This is a genomic window from Wielerella bovis (genome assembly GCF_022354465.1).
Lineage (GTDB): Bacteria > Pseudomonadota > Gammaproteobacteria > Burkholderiales > Neisseriaceae > Wielerella > Wielerella bovis.
The window spans coordinates 186812-206696 of sequence record NZ_CP092361.1; the positions used below are offsets into that span (position 1 = coordinate 186812).

The 19885-nt window shown below is 42.0% G+C and carries 18 protein-coding genes and 1 tRNA gene; 16 read left to right on the top strand and 3 right to left on the bottom strand.

Translation table 11 applies throughout. The features are described 5' to 3' along the window. The first annotated feature begins 5 nt into the window (after positions 1-5). The 5 genes from MIS45_RS00975 to MIS45_RS00995 all read left to right on the top strand — a co-directional run bounded on the left by MIS45_RS00975 (position 6) and on the right by MIS45_RS00995 (position 3494). The gene (locus tag MIS45_RS00975) at positions 6-944 is read left to right on the top strand and encodes an electron transfer flavoprotein subunit alpha/FixB family protein (protein WP_249450715.1); all 939 of its coding nucleotides are present in this window, start codon (positions 6-8) and stop codon (positions 942-944) included. Positions 945-1027: 83 nt separating this feature from the next. Next, complete coding sequence (gene fabZ / locus MIS45_RS00980; protein ID WP_249442815.1) at positions 1028-1483, top strand: 3-hydroxyacyl-ACP dehydratase FabZ; 456 nt, start codon at positions 1028-1030, stop codon at positions 1481-1483. A 61-nt stretch (positions 1484-1544) separates the two neighbouring features. Continuing rightward, positions 1545-2324, top strand: coding sequence for an acyl-ACP--UDP-N-acetylglucosamine O-acyltransferase (lpxA, locus tag MIS45_RS00985; protein ID WP_249444266.1), 780 nt, complete (start codon positions 1545-1547; stop codon positions 2322-2324). A 137-nt stretch (positions 2325-2461) separates the two neighbouring features. Then, positions 2462-2538, top strand: a tRNA-Met gene (locus MIS45_RS00990). 107 nt (positions 2539-2645) lie between these two features. Next, positions 2646-3494, top strand: coding sequence for a GNAT family N-acetyltransferase (locus MIS45_RS00995; protein ID WP_249444267.1), 849 nt, complete (start codon positions 2646-2648; stop codon positions 3492-3494). Positions 3495-3577: 83 nt separating this feature from the next. On the opposite strand, the gene MIS45_RS01000 is transcribed toward MIS45_RS00995, so the two are convergent. Next, positions 3578-5002 (bottom strand): OmpP1/FadL family transporter, encoded by a 1425-nt coding sequence (locus tag MIS45_RS01000; RefSeq protein ID WP_249450716.1) that lies wholly within the window; start codon positions 5000-5002, stop codon positions 3578-3580. Positions 5003-5315: 313 nt separating this feature from the next. Between MIS45_RS01000 and MIS45_RS01005 the strand changes: the two genes are divergently transcribed. From MIS45_RS01005 to MIS45_RS01050, 10 genes are all read left to right on the top strand, one after another. Then, complete coding sequence (locus MIS45_RS01005; protein WP_249450717.1) at positions 5316-6128, top strand: hypothetical protein; 813 nt, start codon at positions 5316-5318, stop codon at positions 6126-6128. A gap of 84 nt (positions 6129-6212) precedes the next feature. Next, a complete protein-coding gene (locus MIS45_RS01010) occupies positions 6213-6827 on the top strand; it encodes a hypothetical protein (protein ID WP_249450718.1) in 615 nt (204 codons plus the stop codon). A 25-nt stretch (positions 6828-6852) separates the two neighbouring features. After that, complete coding sequence (locus tag MIS45_RS01015) at positions 6853-9465, top strand: NAD-dependent DNA ligase LigA (protein WP_249450719.1); 2613 nt, start codon at positions 6853-6855, stop codon at positions 9463-9465. Position 9466: 1 nt separating this feature from the next. Next, positions 9467-9655, top strand: coding sequence for a hypothetical protein (locus MIS45_RS01020; protein WP_249450720.1), 189 nt, complete (start codon positions 9467-9469; stop codon positions 9653-9655). 262 nt (positions 9656-9917) lie between these two features. Then, a complete protein-coding gene (locus MIS45_RS01025; protein ID WP_249450721.1) occupies positions 9918-10403 on the top strand; it encodes a hypothetical protein in 486 nt (161 codons plus the stop codon). A gap of 542 nt (positions 10404-10945) precedes the next feature. Continuing rightward, entirely contained in the window at positions 10946-11332 is a 387-nt protein-coding gene (locus MIS45_RS01030) for a hypothetical protein (RefSeq protein ID WP_249450722.1), read from the top strand. Positions 11333-11479: 147 nt separating this feature from the next. After that, entirely contained in the window at positions 11480-11935 is a 456-nt protein-coding gene (locus MIS45_RS01035) for a hypothetical protein (protein ID WP_249451394.1), read from the top strand. A gap of 360 nt (positions 11936-12295) precedes the next feature. Next, positions 12296-13174, top strand: coding sequence for a meta-pathway of phenol degradation family protein (locus tag MIS45_RS01040; RefSeq protein ID WP_249450723.1), 879 nt, complete (start codon positions 12296-12298; stop codon positions 13172-13174). Positions 13175-13183: 9 nt separating this feature from the next. After that, positions 13184-13822: a C39 family peptidase gene (locus MIS45_RS01045; protein ID WP_249447052.1), complete on the top strand. Its 639-nt coding sequence runs from the start codon at positions 13184-13186 to the stop codon at positions 13820-13822. Between the two features lie 124 nt (positions 13823-13946). Next, positions 13947-15023 carry an AI-2E family transporter gene (locus tag MIS45_RS01050; RefSeq protein WP_249450724.1) on the top strand — a complete coding sequence of 359 codons (1077 nt, stop codon included), beginning with the start codon at positions 13947-13949 and terminating at the stop codon, positions 15021-15023. A gap of 110 nt (positions 15024-15133) precedes the next feature. Here the strand turns inward: MIS45_RS01050 and MIS45_RS01055 are convergent, their stop codons facing one another. Both MIS45_RS01055 and glmU read right to left on the bottom strand, forming a co-directional pair. After that, positions 15134-15451, bottom strand: coding sequence for a hypothetical protein (locus MIS45_RS01055; RefSeq protein WP_249444281.1), 318 nt, complete (start codon positions 15449-15451; stop codon positions 15134-15136). A gap of 593 nt (positions 15452-16044) precedes the next feature. Then, positions 16045-17415, bottom strand: a complete 1371-nt coding sequence (gene glmU, locus MIS45_RS01060) for a bifunctional UDP-N-acetylglucosamine diphosphorylase/glucosamine-1-phosphate N-acetyltransferase GlmU (RefSeq protein ID WP_249450725.1) — start codon at positions 17413-17415, stop codon at positions 16045-16047. 286 nt (positions 17416-17701) lie between these two features. Between glmU and MIS45_RS01065 the strand changes: the two genes are divergently transcribed. Then, positions 17702-19762, top strand: a complete 2061-nt coding sequence (locus MIS45_RS01065; RefSeq protein ID WP_249450726.1) for an AAA family ATPase — start codon at positions 17702-17704, stop codon at positions 19760-19762. Positions 19763-19885 lie beyond the last annotated feature (123 nt).

Here is a 19885-nt window from a genome sequence, read left to right on the forward strand (position 1 = left end):
GGAAAATGACAGTTTTAATTGTAGCGGAACACAATGGTAAGCAGTTGGCTACCGCAACTTTGAATGCGATTACCGCTGCACAAAAATTGGGCGAAGTACATGTGTTGGTAGCAGGTTCAGACTGCCTGAATTTAGTAGAACAAGTTAGTAAAATCAATGGAGTAGCAAAAGTTTTACATGCAGATGCCCCTCATTTTGCTGAATTGTTAGCAGAAGAAATTGCGCCTTTGGTGGTATCGTTGGCTGCACCCTATACTCATTTGGTGGCGGCAGCGAGCGCGTTTGGTAAAAATATCATGCCACGCGTGGCAGCATTGTTGGATTGTTCGCAAGTATCTGATTTAACAGAGATTGTGGATGAAAAAACTTTTGTACGTCCAATTTATGCAGGTAATGCGTTTGTTACTGTGCAAAGCGATGAACCAAAATTGGTGCTAACGATTCGTGCTAGCGCATTTTCTGCGGCAGTTTCAGGCAGCCAAAATGCGCCGATTGAAGCGGTAATGGCAACGCCTGCACAGGACTTGAGTCGCTTTGTGGGACGCGAATTAACCGCATCTGACCGTCCTGAATTGACACAGGCGCGCGTGGTAGTATCGGGCGGTCGCGCATTTGGTAGTGCAGAGCAGTTTGATGCATTGCTTACACCATTGGCGGATACATTGGGTGCTGCGATTGGTGCCAGTCGTGCAGCAGTTGATGCAGAATACGCGCCTAATGATATGCAAGTAGGACAAACAGGCAAAATTGTTGCACCTGAACTGTATTTTGCGATTGGTATTTCGGGTGCGATTCAGCATACTGCTGGTATGCAAGATAGTAAAATTATCGTGGCAATTAACAAAGACCCTGATGCGCAAATTTTCAATGTAGCAGATTTTGGCATAGTAGGTGATTTGTTTGAAATTGTGCCCGAATTGACCAAACAGTTACAAAATCGTTAAATATGTTTCACGTGAAACATAAGGCAGCCTGAAATATTTTCAGGCTGCCTGTATGAATAACAATATATTTATAGATAAACAAAATGAACATTACCTTACCTATTGAAGCAAAAGATATTCAAAAATTGATTCCTCATCGTTATCCTTTTATGTTGCTTGACCGAATCACGGCATTTGAGAGTGGTAAAAGTTTAACAGCGTTGAAAAATATTAGCATGAATGAGCCACAATTTCAGGGGCATTTTCCTGATTTTCCTGTGATGCCAGGTGTGCTAATTATTGAAGCAATGGCGCAAGCGTGTGGAGCATTGGCAATTTTAACCGAAGGTGGTCGTCAGCCCGATGAAATTTTCTTTTTTGCAGGCATTGATAATGCGCGATTTAAGCGTCAAGTGATTCCGGGCGACCAATTAATCTTTCAAATTGAATTACTGCAAAGTAAACGCGGAATTGGTAAATTCCAAGCGCGTGCATTTGTGGGCGAAGATTTAGCGGTTGAAGCAGAAATTATGTGTGCAAAACGCAAAGTTCAAGTATAAATTAAGTTTTCAGGCTGCCTATATTTTACAGGCAGCCTGAAAATATACCGAAAGGAAAAATATGAATCATTTAATTCATCCAACAGCGATTATTGACCCAAAAGCAGAATTGGATAGCAGCGTTAAAGTGGGACCATATAGCGTGATTGGTGCGAATGTACAAATCGGTGCAAATACGGAAATTGGTGCGCACGTTGTGATTGATGGATATACCACGATTGGCGAAGAAAACAAAATTTTTCAATTTGCTAGTTTAGGTGCGCAGCCGCAAGATAAAAAATACCGCGATGAGCCAACCAAATTGATTATTGGTAATCGCAATACTATCCGCGAATTTACGACATTCAATACGGGAACGGTAACAGGTATTGGCGAAACGCGTTTGGGTGATGATAATTGGATGATGGCGTATGTGCATTTGGCGCATGATTGCGTGGTGGGTAATCACACGATTTTTGCCAACAATACCAGTTTGGCTGGACATGTGGAAATTGGCGATTATGTGGTAATGGGTGGTTACACGCTGGTATTCCAATTTTGTCGCATTGGCGATTATGCGATGACTGCATTTGCGGCGGGGGTGCATAAAGATGTGCCACCATATTTTATGGCATCTGGTTATCGTGCCGAACCTGCTGGCTTAAATAGCGAAGGAATGCGTCGCAATGGATTTACGGCTGAACAAATTGCAACAGTTAAAAATGCGTATAAAGAAATTTATATGCGTGATTTGCCTTTGGAAGAAGCAAAAAACAATATCGCAAAAATGGCGCAAGAACATCCTGAATTATTGCGATTAAGTAAATTTTTGGAAACTTCTCAACGTGGGATTATGCGATAATAAAATTGATTAAGGCAGCCTGAAAATTTATAGTCTTACTATGCCTTGTTTTATTTCTATTTTGAATGATTGTAATGTAAAAAAATATAAAATATTTGACAAGCGGTTCTTTATTCTGTATAGTACAGTTCTTCTGACGCGGGATGGAGCAGCATGGTAGCTCGTCGGGCTCATAACCCGAAGGTCGTAGGTTCGAATCCTGCTCCCGCAACCAATTTTAAAAAACCGCTTAGTCTTGTTGTCTAAGCGGTTTTTTAATTATGTAGGATGATGGATTTATATCATCATACCATTTTGATAAATTCTTTTAAATAATTCATCATGTCATCTTTCCAACAGAATGAAATTATTATTCATGGTACAACCAGTAGTGGCAAGGTTTTTCGTCCCAGCGATTGGGCAGAACGCTTGTGTGGTATTTTATCGTCTTTTAATAAAGACAATCGTTTAGCGTATCATGAGTGGGTGCATCCTATTTTATTGAATAAAGTGCGTTGCGTAGCCATTGATGCACAGTTACAAGAAATTAATCCTGCTATGTTTCGTTTTTTGATGGATTTTGCTGCGGATAATGACTTGCGTATTATGACTGCAGAAGAAGTTGCTTCGCAGGAAAGGCAACCTGAAAAAAATCAAACAAATCATCAAAATATAGAATCTCAACAAGTAAAAATCAATCAAATAGAAGAAAATCAATCGTTATTGCAGACAGAGTTTGAACCAACAGCAGAAAACTATGTTTTGCGAGAAATTAATCCAAATGAAATTGCCAGTGCTTTTGCTGCATTAAGCGTGCTGCGCCCTGCTTTGACGGATATTAATCGTTTTGTGGAACAAGTTAATATGATGCAACGCAAGCAAGGTTATCGCTTATTGGGTATTTTTGAAGATGGAAAAAGCAGTGCAGTAGCGGTATGTGGTTTTCGTGAGAAAACCGATTTATCAAGCGGTCATCAGCTTCATGTTGATGATATTGTTACCATTCCGCAATGTCGCCGCCGTGGTTATGCAACATTGTTATTAAACGAAGTGCGTAAAATCGCCATGCAGATGGGTATTCCTCAAGTGCATGCGGATTGTTTGGTTGGAACAGAGCGGACAACTGCCCATCGTATGTATTTTCAAAATGGATTTGAAATTTTATCGCATCATTTTATTTGTAAAATTTAATTTGGTTACGATGAAATGATTTAAGGCAGCCTGAAAACATTTTCAGGCTACCTTTTTATTTTGATTGACTGTAAATCATTAAATTAGAACTTATAGGTATATTGCACACCCAAAATGCTAGCATAGGTTTTAAATCGAGCAGAAGTTGCACCTTTACTGTCTACATCAGACCCTGTTGATTGTTCTGCTTTGAAATCAGAATCTTTGATATCAACATAAGTAAATGCTGTTTCAAATACATGGTTCTTTTTGTGTGTATAACGTGCGCCAACTGAATACCAAATACGATTAGCATCAGGCATGGTATTCAAACGGTCTTGCGAAGTTTTAATAGGGCTTTGGTCAAATGCGATACCTGCGCGAAGTTGCAAAGGTTCGCTGTATTGATACGAGCCACCAACTGCAACTTTATAAGTATCACGCCAGTTGGGTGTAATGACCGTTTTATTAGACCTTGTACCACCAGCCACTTGTTTTTCGTTTTCAAACATCAATTCTGCTTTATTAAAACGGCTATGGCGTGTCCATGTAATATCACCAAACAGATTAACTTTATCAGTTGCGCGATACATACCGTGTACCGACAAGGATTCTGGCGTTACAATTTTAACTGATGCTTTTTCAGATGGCACATAACCGCGTCCTGTCGTTGAACCGAATGGAGTAACAACGGTTTGAGAAGTTGGCGACTGGATAACTTTTTGTAATAACGCGCTAGTGGGTGTACTACCATTAACTGCCGAACCCACCGCGTCCCATTTTGCCGTACCTTTTAGATTATGTTCCACTTTTGAACGATAGTTCACGCCAACACGAACACGGTCATTCACATCAAACATCCAACCCAAATGGTAGCCAAAGCCCCAATCATTTCCTTTTACATCGCCACGACCATCAGAATGACCTTGTCTTAACAAAGGATTTGTACCACTTGCACCCCAATCGGCATATTTACGCAATTCTGCTTGCGAATATTGTCCAATCAAACCCGCACCAAACGAATGTTGAGGCGTCGCCTGATATGCAATCGCAGGTTCAATCGCAATGGTGGTAAGACCTAATTTATTGATGTTGTAACGCAAAACAGAATCTTCATCGTATTCCGTTTTAGAACCAAATGGAATATACATACCCAAACCAAGCGTTACTTTATCGTTGAGTTTGTATGCACCGTACATATGTGGCGCAAAAGTTACTTCGGTAATTTTGCCGCTATCAGAACCTGTAACAGGCACAGTACTGTTGTAATATGTCCCTTTGGCTTCACCATATTTAATAGATGGAAAAACCAAGTTGCCTGAAATGGTAAATTCACCGCGACCATCTAATTTCGTTAAACCTGCGGGATTGGAAAAAATGGTAGAAGCATCAGCCGCTTCGGCAGCAGCATTAGCGGTACTTTGTGCACCAACGGATTGTGTACCAAAATGATAGCCCGATGCGATTGCATTTTGTGCAAAGAGCGTAGAAATCAATAATGTAGAAATCTTAAACGAAACATGTTTCATAAAGTGCTTCTTTCTCTCTTTTAAAAGACTTTCAGGCTGCATCAGGTATCTAAAAATATGCAGCCTGAAAAGTTGTTTTTAGAATGACAACTCTATTGTAAACCAGCAATATGATTATGCCTAGTGTTTTTTATCTAAAAAATAAAACAACCATGAAATTTCGTTTTCAGGTGGTTGTTTGAAATTATTTTCAGGAATTTTCCCATTTGAGATTGTCTTAATCTTTATAGTTAGTAAACTTAAAATAGCTTATTTCAGGCTACCTTTTTTCGGTAAAATAATCTTCATCTTTGCATTTTCACAGTCAAGTATCATGAATCATACATTCAGCCAAATCCATTTACCCGAACAATTAGCCAAAATGGAAGCCAAAGAATTGGCATACCTACAAATTCTCGCACCTAATTGGATTTTCAACGACCCTCTCATCAAACAATTACAAAAATTACCCGAACTCTACGAACAAGGCAAAATCGTCTTGGCTGCCATTGTGCAAGCCAACCGCATTTTATTCTCGGAAGAACACGCCTATCCGTCAGCCGCCGAAATCGTTTATGACCCCAAAGGCATTGCCAGTGCAGCAGAACTGCAAGCCGCCGCCCACGAATTATACAAACTGAAAAACACCACCCCCGATGACCCTGAACTCGCCGAATTTGCCGCCCACATTACCGATAAATACGACCGTAAAGCCTTTGATGTGCCACATAAAATCAGCCCTTTGGGTTTGAAAACCAGCATTATGTTGGTTTGGCGATTGCATTTGCCCGATGGCATGTTGCGACAAAATATGGTGCCAATTTTGGTTTATGAAGATGTGCAGACCATTTTGCCTGCGCGTTTTTGGCAGCAGACCGATTTGTATCAAGAATGGATTTCAGACAGCCAAATGGACATGAGTGCAGCATTTTATCAATTAAATCAAGGCGGATTATTTTGGGAAAAAGGCGGATTATTGCGTTTAATCGGCATAGGGAAAAACAAAAACCTGTTTCCACAAAAACAAAACTTACACCATTTCGCCCAAAATCCTGAACCTTATCCAACGCCAAACGCCAGCCGAAAAGCCCTACAATTCGCCCAAGAATGCAAACGCTGCGCCCAAGAAGCCGCTGAAAATCAATAAAAAATTGGAATTGTCATGCAAAATAAAATCAAATACTTACATAACTTAATTTGCGGTAATGCTTATTTTCAGGCTGCCTGAAAAATGCTGACATTTGACCAAGCCAAGCAACTGATTTTGCAAAAAATCCCCCATTGCACAAGCAACAACCCAGAATGGCTAATTGACGACACACATTGCTGTGAATATCCCGATTATTGGTATATTTGGGGCAATGCGCGTGGTTTTGTGGAATATGGCGACACTTTATATTTATTGGTGGGCAGCAATGGTTATTTGGTGGATAAATGCAGTGGTGAAATCATTGCATTAAACAATCGCCTTTCGCCACAACAATACATGCGCGACCGCCAAGATGAACGTGCAGCCGCAGGCAAGCACCATGTATTGTGTTATGTGCCGCCTGAAAATCCCCATGCACGAAAAATCGAATTATTGAAATTAAAACATCTGTTTTCATGCAATTATGCAAAAATTTCACAATTACAAAATCAAAGCGAATGGCTGTCCACACGCTTGTTTACGCTACAAAATATTCAAAATGAATTGGCAAAACATGGCATTACCACACAAATTATTTTGTGCGATGAATTGGCAGAACACATCATCGTTTGGCAATATGATTGTGGCGAACACGATTATTTAAAATTAAGCCATTTCATTAAAGACATACAAAAACAATGTTTTCAGGCAGCCTGAAAAAAATCCCACAGGAAACATCATCATGCAAAACAAAATCAAGCAATTAACCGAGCTACTCAACCGCTACGCCCACGAATATTACACTTTGGACGCGCCCACCGTCCCCGACAGCGAATACGACCAACTCTACCGCGAATTGGAACGCCTAGAAAGCGAGTTTCCGCAATTCAGGCTGCCTGAAAGCCCCACGCAGCGCGTAGGCGGCGCGGTTTTGAGCGAATTTGCCAGCGTTGCCCATGCCGTGCCGATGTTGTCGCTGAACAACGCCTTTTCGCCACAAGACGAAAACGGCTCATTTGACCACGCCGAAACATGGGCGTTTGACGAGCGCGTTTGCAAAGATTTGGGCGTGGCAACAACGGTTTACACCATTGAGCCAAAATTTGACGGCTTGGCAATCAGCTTGCTGTATCAAAATGGCGTACTGGTTCAGGCAGCCACGCGCGGCGACGGCACGACTGGCGAAGACGTTACCGAAAATGTCAAAACCATACGAAATATCCCATTGAAATTACACGGCAATCGCATTCCCGAAATGATGGAAGTGCGCGGCGAAGTCCTGATGTTGAAAGCCGATTTCAGCGCCCTAAACGAAAAACAAATCGCGCTGCAACAAAAACCTTTCGCCAACCCACGCAACGCCGCCGCAGGCAGCCTGCGCCAACTCAATTCGCGCATTGCGGCAGAGCGCAAATTGCATTTTTTCGGCTACGGCATTGCGCGATTTGACGGCATGCCGCCCGAAAATGCGCCCCAAACCCATGCGGAAGAATTGTTGTGGTTGGCGGAACTCGGTTTCAGCCTACCGCAATCTCAATCGTGCCAACAATCTGTCCCCTCCCCTGCTTGCGGGGGAGGGCTAGGGTGGGGGCAAAACGGTGTCACGCCACAAAATTCATTTGAAAATCAACAAGCCACCCCCACCCCAACCCTCCCCCGCCAGACGGGGGGGGGGGCAGATTGGAGGCAGCCTGAAAGTTACGACTGGAAAATCTGCGCCAATATCGCCGAAGTTCTCCAATTTTACGAGCAAATGTCCGCCAAACGCCCCGATTTACCCTACGAAATTGACGGTATGGTCATCAAAGTGAACGATTTGGCGCAACAGGTAAAATTGGGCTTTGTTTCACGCGCACCGCGTTGGGCAATCGCGCACAAATTCCCTGCGGAAGAAGCCTTGACACAAGTTGAAGCGATTGACGTGCAAGTCGGGCGCACGGGCGCAATCACGCCTGTGGCGCGGCTCAAACCCGTGTCGGTGGGTGGCGTGGTGGTTACCAACGCGACTTTGCACAATCAAGACGAAGTGGCACGCAAAGACGTGCGCGTGGGCGACACCGTCATCGTGCGTCGCGCTGGCGATGTGATTCCCGAAGTGGTGCGCGTGATTTTGGAACACCGCCCAAAAATTATTACACATACAATAGGAAATAAATCAGAATTTGGGCAAGCATCAATAATGCATACACCGCCTACACAAACAATTTTTACACTTGGTATCCAAGGGGAGTTATTTGGAGAAGCTAATATTAAACAAGAACAAGAAATAGATGAATTTCCAGCATTCAGGCTGCCTGAAAAATGCCCCGTTTGCGCCAGCCCGATTGTGCGCGAAGAAAACGAAGCTGTGGCGCGTTGCACAGGCGGCATGCTCTGCCAAGCGCAACGCAGTCAAGGACTTATCCACTTCGCCAGCCGCAAAGCGATGGACATAGTCGGCTTGGGCGACAAGCAAATTGAAGCATTGGTAGAACAAAATATTTTGACGAATTTTGCCGATATTTATCAACTGGATATTCCCAAATTACAAAAAATCAAAGACCCCAAATCCAGCGCAAGCAAATGGGCAGAAAACATTTTGCAAGGCGTGGAAAACAGCCGTAAACCTTTGTTATCGCGATTTTTATTTGCGCTGGGCATACGCCACGTTGGCGAAAGCACCGCCAAACAACTCGCTGCCGCTTTTGGCGATGTGGCGACCGTGCGCCGTGCGCCCGAGCCTGTGTTGGCGTGTTTGCCCGATATTGGGGGCGTGGTGGCGCAGTCCATTGCCGCGTATTTCAGGCAACCTGAAAACAATCAACAGCTTGATTTATTGTTGGATTTCGTTACACCTCAAACCGCAATGATTAACACGAATGTGCGTGAATTGGCAACACCAGCGCGCTGGATTTCCCGTTTGCCCAACATCAAAATCAGCGAAAAACGGGCGCAAGAATTGTGGGATTTGGCTGGTGCAAGTATGGACGGTTTGTTGAACGACAAAGTGTTGCCAAGCGAATGGCAAAATTGGCGCAATATTGATGAAAATCGCACATTATTGTTGCAAATTGATGAATTTTTATCGCAAATGCCCGATTTATCCACACAACAAAACGCGAGCGAAGTTTCAGGCAGCCTGAACGCGCAAATTGTTGGCAAAACCTTTGTTTTAACAGGCACTTTGCCCACGCTGAAACGCGATGAAGCGGCAGCTTTGATTGAAGCGGCTGGCGGCAAAGTTTCAGGCAGCGTGTCCAAGAAAACGGATTTTGTGGTGGCAGGCGCGGAAGCGGGCAGCAAATTGGAAAAAGCGCAGAGTTTGGGCGTGGCGATTTTGTCGGAAGAAGAGTTGTTGAGTTTGTTGGGGAATTAAAATGCGCGAATTTTGTCGCTTTATTGAGTGTTGGTACACCAATTCTTTTTCAGATATGGATTGGAAAATCACGCGTTTGCACCGCTATGGTTTGATTAGCGATGATGATTTGGCTGATTTTACCGATAATACGCGTGAGCGTTTGTTGCGACAAAGTCGTTTGAGCGAAGAGTGGCAAAATGATGATTAGCCGTAGGGTGCGCTGTGTGCACCAATTTGCAGCAAAATTGGATTTTTATGGCGATTTGATGTGCATGGTTAGGTTTTCAGGCTGCCTGAATAAGTTTCTGACATTTTAATAAAAATATTTTATTAATATTCAATAAGTTTAAAAAAACGCTAACTTTTTGACTGAAAAGGCTTTACTTTGCATTTGAAAACTACTACTATTTTCATCGGCAACGTTGCTTCACAAACATTTTTCTTTTCGCTTTTTCATAAGGATAAATACCATGAAAAATAAATTTGCTGCTTTGATTATGGCAACTTTCGTGGCTATGCCAGTAATGGCACAAGATTTCAATAACCAAGTTTTTGCTAACCAAAATGTGAAAGCGATTGAGTTGTCGCAAACTGAAATGAAAGAGACGCAAGGGGAATTTATTCCTTTAGCAATTTTAGGTGGGGCGGCAGTCAGCGGTGCCATCACTCATGGAGTTAGCTACTATCAGTACGGTAGACCTGCCCCTTTAAAACAAGTAATTCCATCTATGGCATTAGGAGGTGTTACAGGCGGTTTAGGTAAAGCTGGGCAAGCTGCTTTTGTTTCAAGAGGAGTGATTAAGCCATTAGCAACAAGAGGTTCATATGGAGTTACTGTTCCCTTAAATACAAGTGGTCAAATTATTAATGGTCATTTTAATGGTCATTTTAATGGTCATTTTAATGGTCATTTTAATGGTCATTTTAATGGTCATTTTAATGGTCATAAGAAATAATTTATTTCATTAATTATTTAAGAGTAAGAGATAGTAAATCTCACTAATTCATCATTTTGATTTACTATCTCTAAATACGACAATTTAAACAAAATGATTATTTTAATTTTATTTCTCTTTGTTCCCATTTGTTCTTATACATTTGCCAATTTAATTTTTAGTAATAAGAAATTATTACAAATTATTGCTATATTTTTAATATTAATTAAATCTGCATTATTAACATATTTTTACAACTTTCTTTTTTTCTTTGTTGTGCCATTGGCAACTTTGGGTTGTTTAATTAGTCTAATGATTGATAAAGATAAAAATATTGATATTATAGATGCTCTCCTATCCTTGAAAAAAATGAAATTTTAGCAAACGTAGCAAGCATAAAGTGGAGGCCTACTAGAGGCTATGACAATTTGGTTATATTATTTTGTTTTTGAATAAAATCCTATTTTTGATAAATCATCTAACTTTTTAATTTTAAATTAAAATTTTCTCAATTATCTTTGCCTCTAATCCATTAAATAATTATTTCTTTCCCAATCAAAATCATGAAATCCAAAATCCTATTTGCCATTTTCACATTTCTCCTTTGCACTTTTGCTCGCGCTGATTTGCCATTAAGTCTAGAAGACATTTTGACCGACAAAGGCAAATTCAAATTAGAAAGCAGCCTGACCTATGTCAATAGCGAACGCAATCGCAACCAATTCGCCAACCCCATTTACATTCAAACCACCAACAACACGCTGGTCGCCGTCCCCACCACTTTGGGTAATACCGACAGCAACAGCGATGTGGTGGTCGGCACGGTGGGTCTGCGCTACGGCTTAACTGGCAAAACCGATGTGTATGCCAGCGCAAGCCATTTGTGGCGCAGCGAACGCGAATTTAGCGGTTCAGGCAGCCTGAAAAGGGTTTTTGGTAATTTTGTGTGAACTTAAAATCAATAAATTATAAATAGATATTCATCTGTTGATAAAAATCACTTTACTTTATTAATATTTATTCTTATTATTAATATCAGTAACGTTACCAACAAGCAAAAAATTTTTTTAATCAACTTTTTCATAAGGATCAATGCCATGCAAAATAAAATTGCTGCTTTGATTATGGCGACTTTCGTTGCCACGCCAGTAATGGCACAAGATTTTGATAAACAAGTGTTTGCTAACCAAAATGTGAAAGCGATTGAGCTGTCGCAAACTGAAATGCAAGAAACGCAAGGAGAGTGGGTAGCAAATGCTGTTGGTGGAGTTGTTGGTGGTGTATCAGCTGGTGCTGGATATTTATTGGGTGGTGGCAAAGACCCATATAAATTTATGGGGCAAGTTGGTTTAGGTACAGCAGGTGGCGCTTTAAATCCATTGAGAGCAGGAGCACAAGCTACCGCAGCATTGGCAAAGGCTGCTACTCATGCAAGTATTAATCGCGCAGCTAAACATATTGCCACAGATATTGGTAAAAAAGCATTAACTACTGGTGTATCTGCTGGGGGTGGTTCATTCGTATCTACAAAATTCTCTGGCAAATATTTCTGATGCAGTTTCTTTTTTAAGAAAAAATAAATAATTTGCAGGGTAGAGACAAGATGTACCAATATAAAATTGGCAACAATCTACCCTGCAATAAATTTTTTTAGATTATTCCAAAATGAGCCAATTCTTTATTCTAATCATCAAATATCTAATAATTTTAACATTATTTGTATTAGTAAATATGTTAATTAGCTATTACTATCCTAACGAAGATATGTTATTTATGCGGACAGGAATATGTCTTTTTTTAGGTATCTTGCTAAATAAATTTTTATCCAAGAACAAATCAGTATAAGGCAATACATACCCAATATTATTCAATTCATTAAAACAATATAAATTAACTCTTTACTTTTCAAAATCATGAAATCCAAAATCCTATTCGCCATTATCACATTTTTGGCTTGCGCTTTTGCCCATGCTGATTTGCCATTAAGTTTGGAAGACATTTTGACCGACAAAGGCAAATTCAAATTAGAAAGCAGCCTTACCTATGCCAACAGCGAACGCAATCGCAACCAATTCGCCAACCCCATTTACATTCAAACCACCAACAACACATTGGTCGCAGTCCCCACCGCTTTGGGCAATACCGACAGCAACAGTGATGTGGTGGTCGGCACGGTGGGGCTGCGCTATGGCTTAACGGGCAAAACCGATGTTTACGCCAGCGCAAGCCATTTGTGGCGTAGCGAACGCGAATTTAACGGTTCAGGCAGCCTGAAAAACCGCGACCGTCAATTTTCCGATGTTTCGCTGGGCGTGAGCCACACTTTTATGCAAGATGGCAAAAATCCCGCACTGATTGGTTTTGCTGAAACAACGGTTTACGAAAAATCGCAGGGTAAATCATCATCGGGCAAATCGTGGACGGTCGGCGCAACCACCTACAAAGCCATAGACCCTGTGGTTTTGTCGTTTACAGCCGCGTATCGCCATAATTTAAAAAAGAAAATCGCAGATGGCGACACCTTTCAGGCTGGCAATTACATCATGCTTAATCCGTCCGTGAGTTTTGCGGCAAACGACAAAATCAGTTTGACAGGCGGTGTGCAATGGCTCAACGCGCAAGCCGATAAAATCAATGGCAAAAAAATGGCAGTGCGTACCACTTCCACCTATGCTCATGCTGGTGTGGGTTTTGGTGTAACGCGTGATACTTCGCTCAATGCTTCGGTACGTTGGAAAGTGTCAGGGCAGAGTAGTTCGGAATTGAAATTAGGTTTGACCCACAATTTTTAAGCAAAACTCATGAAAAAATCTCTGTTTTTGTTATTTTGGCTGCCTGAAATGGTGTTTGCCAATCCTGTTTTCAATGAAAATCCGATTGTTCATCAAAAAGTGCAAGTGCAAAGTTGGAAAGCGCAGCGGGATTTTGGCATTGTGAAACAGGATTTGGATTTTTCCTGTGGTGCGGCTTCGGTGGCGACTTTGTTAAATAATTTTTATGGGCAAAATGTTACCGAAGAAGAAGTGTTGGACAAAATGGACAAAACCCAAATGCGGGCTTCATTTGACGATATGCAGCGCATTATGCCCGAATTGGGTTTTGAAGCAAAAGGTTACGCGCTGCCGTTTGAGCAGTTGGTGCAGTTGAAAATTCCTGTGATTGTGTATTTGAAATATCGCAAAACCGACCATTTTTCGGTATTGCGTGGGATTAATGATGATGTGGTTTGGCTGGCTGACCCGTCTTTGGGGCATGTTTCCATGAGCAAGGCGCAATTTTTGGACGCTTGGCAAACGCGAGACGGAGAAATGGCTGGAAAAATTTTGGCGATTGTGCCAGCCAAACAAAATATCGCCCAAAATGGGGCATTTTTTGTGAAAAATCCCACGCGTAAAACACAGTTCATCACGCAACAAATGCAGTTGAAACGTGTTTTTTGATTTTAAGATAGGCGTCAGGTTCTAAATGTTTTCAGGCTGCCTTTTCGTTTTTTACACAAACAATAGGCAGCCTGAAAGCATTTTCCGCTACAATTGTCATTTTTATCTTTTCCTATCTATATCTATGTACCAACCCAACAAAAAACGCCTGTGGTTACCATGGCTAGCAGGATTTCTGCTCATCACTTTTTTGGTGTTATTTTTTCGCTATCTCGGCGGCATACTCACTCCGTTTATCATCGCCGCTGTGTTGGCATACATTCTCAATCCATTAGTTTGTAAACTGGAAGCACGCCATATCAAACGCGGACGTGCATCCATGTGGGTAATGTTGCTTGCCTTATTTGTGATTGTCTCATTATTGTTGGTTATCGTTCCCATGTTGATAGGGCAATTTCAAATTATTGTGCGCCGCATTCCCGAATTGGTGGACTATACTCAAACCCATGCCCTGCCTTGGTTTAATGCCAAATTTGGTGAATACATCACACTCAATTCAGAAACCGTGATTACATGGTTACGCAACAACGCGCAAAGCATTCAACAATCGCTACAAAAAGCCATGCCCATTCTGATGCAACAAAGTGGTGCAGTGGCAGCAGGTATCAGCAATATTATTTTGCTGCCCCTATTGTTGTATTATTTTTTGCTGGACTGGTCGCGCTGGGAAGAAGGCATACGCACACTTATCCCACGCCGTTATCTCGCCACCTACACGCGCGTTACCACCGAAATGGACACCGTATTGGGTGAATTTCTGCGTGGGCAACTGCTCGTCATGATGATAATGGGCATATTTTACGGCGCAGGGTTGATGTTTATCGGATTGGAATCAGGTTTTGCCATCGGCATGGTAGCGGGGATTTTGGTGTTTATCCCCTATTTGGGCGCATTCACAGGCTTATTATTGGCAACATTAGCCGCTATTTTGCAATTTGGCTCATGGGGCGGATTACTGGCAGTTTGGACGGTTTTCTTGATTGGACAATTACTAGAAAGTTTCTTGATTACGCCTAAAATTGTTGGCGACCGCATCGGCTTATCGCCATTTTGGGTGATTTTCGCGCTGATGGCATTTGGACAACTGCTCGGATTTGTGGGTATGCTCGTTGCCTTGCCACTTGCCGCTATTTGTTTGGTGCTTATCCACGAAGGTAAAAATGTTTATTTAAATAGCAAATTTTATCATCGTGAAAAATAATAAAAGGCAGCCTGAAAAATAGTTTTCAGGCTGCCTTTTATTATTTCACAGGAAATATTAGGGACGAATGACAACATAACGGTGTCATTAGTCCCTATTTTCAATCGTCATCAACGCAAGAAAACGGGCACTTTCTTTTTATAATTATTTGCCAAATACGATTGCTGCAAAATCACAGGTTTGGACGCAGCAGATGGTTTATCTGCCAAAACAGGATTAACTTCCGCAACAACCATCATATCGGGATGTTGTTTTAATTTATGTAATTCTTGCGCCACTTCGTTGTAGCGTTTGACCAAATGTTCCACAAAAGTAACGGTATCAAAAACCATCACAGGTTTTCCACATTGGCTGCATTGGGTCGGAGTGAAGTTTGGGTTTGTGCATTCACTAACATGTTTACAATATTTACAACGATAAATAGACATTTTTTTCTTCCTTAATTTTAGGGAATGATGGCAAATTTAAGTCCGTGTTAATTTACCTGTAGCTTACCACTTTGTTTTAACTTAGAACTTGTATTCACAATCTTAATAACTTGCTTTTATCGACACTTTATGCGCCTATTGCGTTGGCTTTTCATGCCAATATTTCAATATTGGCATGAAAAGTCGCCTTGTATTCGTACGAATTGACAATAAAATCAAGCCATCAATTTTACGAACACAGGTTCTAAATTGAATCCACTATAAAAATTGTCATTAACTCCTATGGGAAAATCCAATAGGCAGCCTGAAATGTATAATAAAATTTCTATTTATAAATTTTAATTTTTTTATGATGAAATGATTGAAACATAATTACTTATCAAAGACAAGAGTAAATATTCAAAAAAATGAAATAATGAGACATATTGAGTATTTTTGTTGCTAAAAAGCAGCCTGAAATTGATAGCAATTTGATTTTTAGAGAATAATGCTAGATTATAGTCGTTTAAAATAAAAAATAACACAGCGGTTGCTGTCACTTTGTCTTATTTCTACTTTAAACGACTATATTAGCCCCTAACGGCAATGTTTTTTTATTTTTTCACAGGTTTTTCGGGGCGCACCCAACCTTCAATTGTAACTTGTTTAGCACGTGCCACCACCAATTTATTGGGTTCGCAATTTTTGGTAATCACGCTACCTGCGGCGGTAGTGGCTTTGTCGCCGACCGTTACGGGCGCAACCAACATCGTATCCGAACCAATGCGAACTTCATCGCCAATCACGGTTTTGTATTTGTTCACGCCGTCATAATTGCAAGTAATTGTGCCTGCGCCGATATTGGTTTTGGTGCCGATGGTCGCATCGCCCAAATAAGTCAAATGATTGGCTTTGCTGCCTTTGCCGATGGTGCTGTTTTTCACTTCTACGAAATTGCCGATGTGTACTTCGTCCGCCAATACCGCATTGGGGCGCAAACGGGCAAATGGCCCAATTTGTGCGTTTGCACCAATCTCGCAATCTTCCAAATGACTAAATGGCGCAATCACCGTGCCTGCACCAATTTTTGCGTTATGAATCACGCAATTTGCGCCAATTTGCACATCATCTGCCAGCTCCACGCAGCCTGAAAACACGCAGTTCACATCAATCACCACATCTTGACCGCATTTCAGGCTGCCTCGTACATCAAAACGCGCAGGGTCGCGCAAAGTTACGCCTTGTTTCAATAATTCATCAGCACGATTATTTTGATAAATTCTTTCTAATTCAGCCCGTTGTACTTTATTATTCACGCCAGCCGCCAAATACGATGCGCGTACCGCCAATGGATGCACGGCAATATTGTCCGCATTCGCCAAGCCAATCACATCGGTCAAATAATATTCGCCTTGCGCGTTATTGGCATTGAGCGCGTTCAGCCAGCCAGCCAGTTTGTTGTTGGGCAAAACAAAAATGCCTGTATTGATTTCAGTAATGGCTTTTTGTTCGGCATTGGCATCTTTTTCTTCCACAATCGCGGTTACTTGATTATTTTGATTGCGGATGATTCTGCCGTAACCTGTTGGATTGTCCAAAATATCAGTCAGCAAACCGACTTCTTCGCCAGCCGTATCCAATAATTGTTGCAAAGTGGCGGTATCAATCAGCGGCACATCACCATACAACACCAGCGTGCGACCTGTTTGCGGAATATGCGGTAAAGCGGATTTGACCGCGTGTCCTGTGCCAAGTTGTTCGGTTTGCTCCACCCAATTCACATTTTTGTGTGAAAGTTGCGCCAATACTTGCTCTTTGCCATGCCCAATCACAACATTAATGCTTTCAGGCTGCAATTGTTCAGCGGTGTTAATAACGTGTTCCAGCATGGATTTGCCACCAATTTGGTGCAAAACTTTGGGCATTTTGGAATACATGCGTGTGCCTTTGCCTGCGGCGAGAATAATGATGTAAAGATTTGACATGGTTTTTTCCTTAAAAATGAGGTTTCAGGCTGCCATTATTGTGGATAAGCTATTCAATACATTATAGTACAAAATACTATAAGTCGTTTAAAATAGAGATAAAACAAGGCGACAGCGATTCTCGAGTACAAATCGTATTTGTACATAAACTAACAACACGGCATTATTTTTATTTTAAACGACTCTATTTTTCAGGCTGCCTTTTCATATTTCACAACTATGCAGCCTGAAAAACAATTTATAGTAAAATACACTACAACTTATTGAAAAGAAAAAAATAGTTATCATGACAATCTTAACATACAATGAACAACTCAAACCCCTCTTCACTTATTTCCTGTGGGATATTTTGTACACCCTAGACGGACAAAAAGACTTTGTCGGCAGCGAAGGCTTTGACAATACCCAAATCGCCAAATGTTTAAACGCTGATACTTGGTTCAGCGAAGACAATCCCTATGATTCCACCAAAGCGCGTGAATACATCAAACAGCATGCTGAAAACTGGTTTGCTCAAAACGATTTTAACAATGTATGGGAAAACAGTATCCCTGCCATTTTGCGCGACAATGTAGCAGAATGGGTTAAATTATTTCATTTCAATGAAGTAGAAAAACGCTTACTCACATTTTGCGTGTTGCTACACAGCCAAAACATCTTGGCACGGTTTACCGCGCAACTAGACGATTTGGACGACTCCGAAGCTTATCATGCCTTGTCGGTGCTGTTGAGGCTGCCTGAAAGCGAGATTATTGCCGCTTTCTACTACAAATCCAAATTGACTACGATTGGTTTATTGAAATTGGACAGTAGTAACACCTATATGCTGCGCAACAAAATTGACATTTTGTCCAACAAATTCGCCGAATTGATGATGAAAGAGCGCATGTCGCCTGTGGATATGTTGAAAGCGCACATTCAGGCTGCCCCCAGCACGCAACTGACACCGCAAAACTTCGCGCATTTGGGCGTGTTGAACGAAGCGGCTTTGCAGCATGTGAAACACGCTTTCGCCACGCAACAAAAGGGCTGCAACATTTTGCTGCACGGCGCGGCAGGTGTGGGCAAAACTGAATTCACGCGCGTATTGAGCCAAGCGGCTGGCGTGGAATTGTTTGAAATTTCATGGGAAGACGAAGACGGCGAACCCGCAGACCGCGATGACCGCCTGAACGCGCTGCGCATGGCGCAAAGCATTTTGGCTGGACAAAATGTCATGCTGATGTTTGATGAAGTGGAAGACGTGTTTGACCGCTCGCAACGCAATTATACGCTCAACAAAGCGTGGCTCAACCGCCATTTGGAAAACAACCCTGTGCCAACCGTGTGGATTTGCAACCATGTTCACATGATAGACCCATCTGTGATTCGCCGTTTTGATATGGTCATTGAAATGAAAGCGCCGCCCACCAGCGTCCGCGCCGAAATGATACGTGGCTACACGCATACGTTTTACAATGAATCGCAAATTCAAGGTTTGGCGGAACACGATACGCTCGTTCCCGCCATTTTGAAGCAAGCCCACAAAGTGACCCAAAATATGCCAAATTGGCAGCCTGAACAACAAGGCGAATTATTCCGCACTCTGTTGAAAAACACGTTGCACGCGCAAGGCAATTTCCAGCCCCTACAAAGCCAAAGCAAGCTGCCTGAAATCTACAACATAGAATGGGTAAATAGCAAACAAGACCTGAACGCTATCGCGCAAGGCGTGGCAAAAGCTGGACGTGGCACCATTTGCCTGTATGGCGCGGCAGGCACAGGCAAATCCGCCTACGCCGCATGGTTGGCAAAACAAGCCGACAAACGCCTGATTTACAAACGCTCATCCGATTTGCTGGACAAATACGTTGGCGAAACTGAACAGCGCATCGCCGCCGCCTTTGAAGAAGCGCAAGCGGAAGACGCTGTATTGGTGTTTGACGAAGTGGACAGCTTTTTGCAAGACAGACGCGGCGCGCGCCAAAGCTGGGAAGTAAGCCATGTCAATGAAATGCTGACACAAATGGAAAGCTACACAGGTATTTTCATTGCCAGCACCAATTTGATGCACAACCTAGACCAAGCCGCCTTGCGCCGCTTTGATTTCAAAATTGAGTTTGGCTATTTGCGCGGCGAACAGGCGTGGGCTTTATTTTGCGCGTATGCAGAAAAAATGAATTTGAGTGTTTCAGGCAGCCTGAAAAGCGAAATTGTACGTTTGAAAAATGTAACGGCGGGTGATTTTGCGGTGTTGATAAAACAGGCACGGATTATGCACTTTGCCAACTCTGAAGCAATGCTCAAAGCCTTGCAAGCCGAATGCGCGATGAAAGAAGGTGCGAAAGGGACGATGGGCTTTTTTTAAATAATTGGAAAAGCAGCCTGAAAACTTTTCAGGCTGCCTGAAACGCTATGTATAGTAAATTAAAATAAGAAATCTGCTTCGTTACTCACGCCCTTATGTACTATTTGTACACGGCGAGCGTGG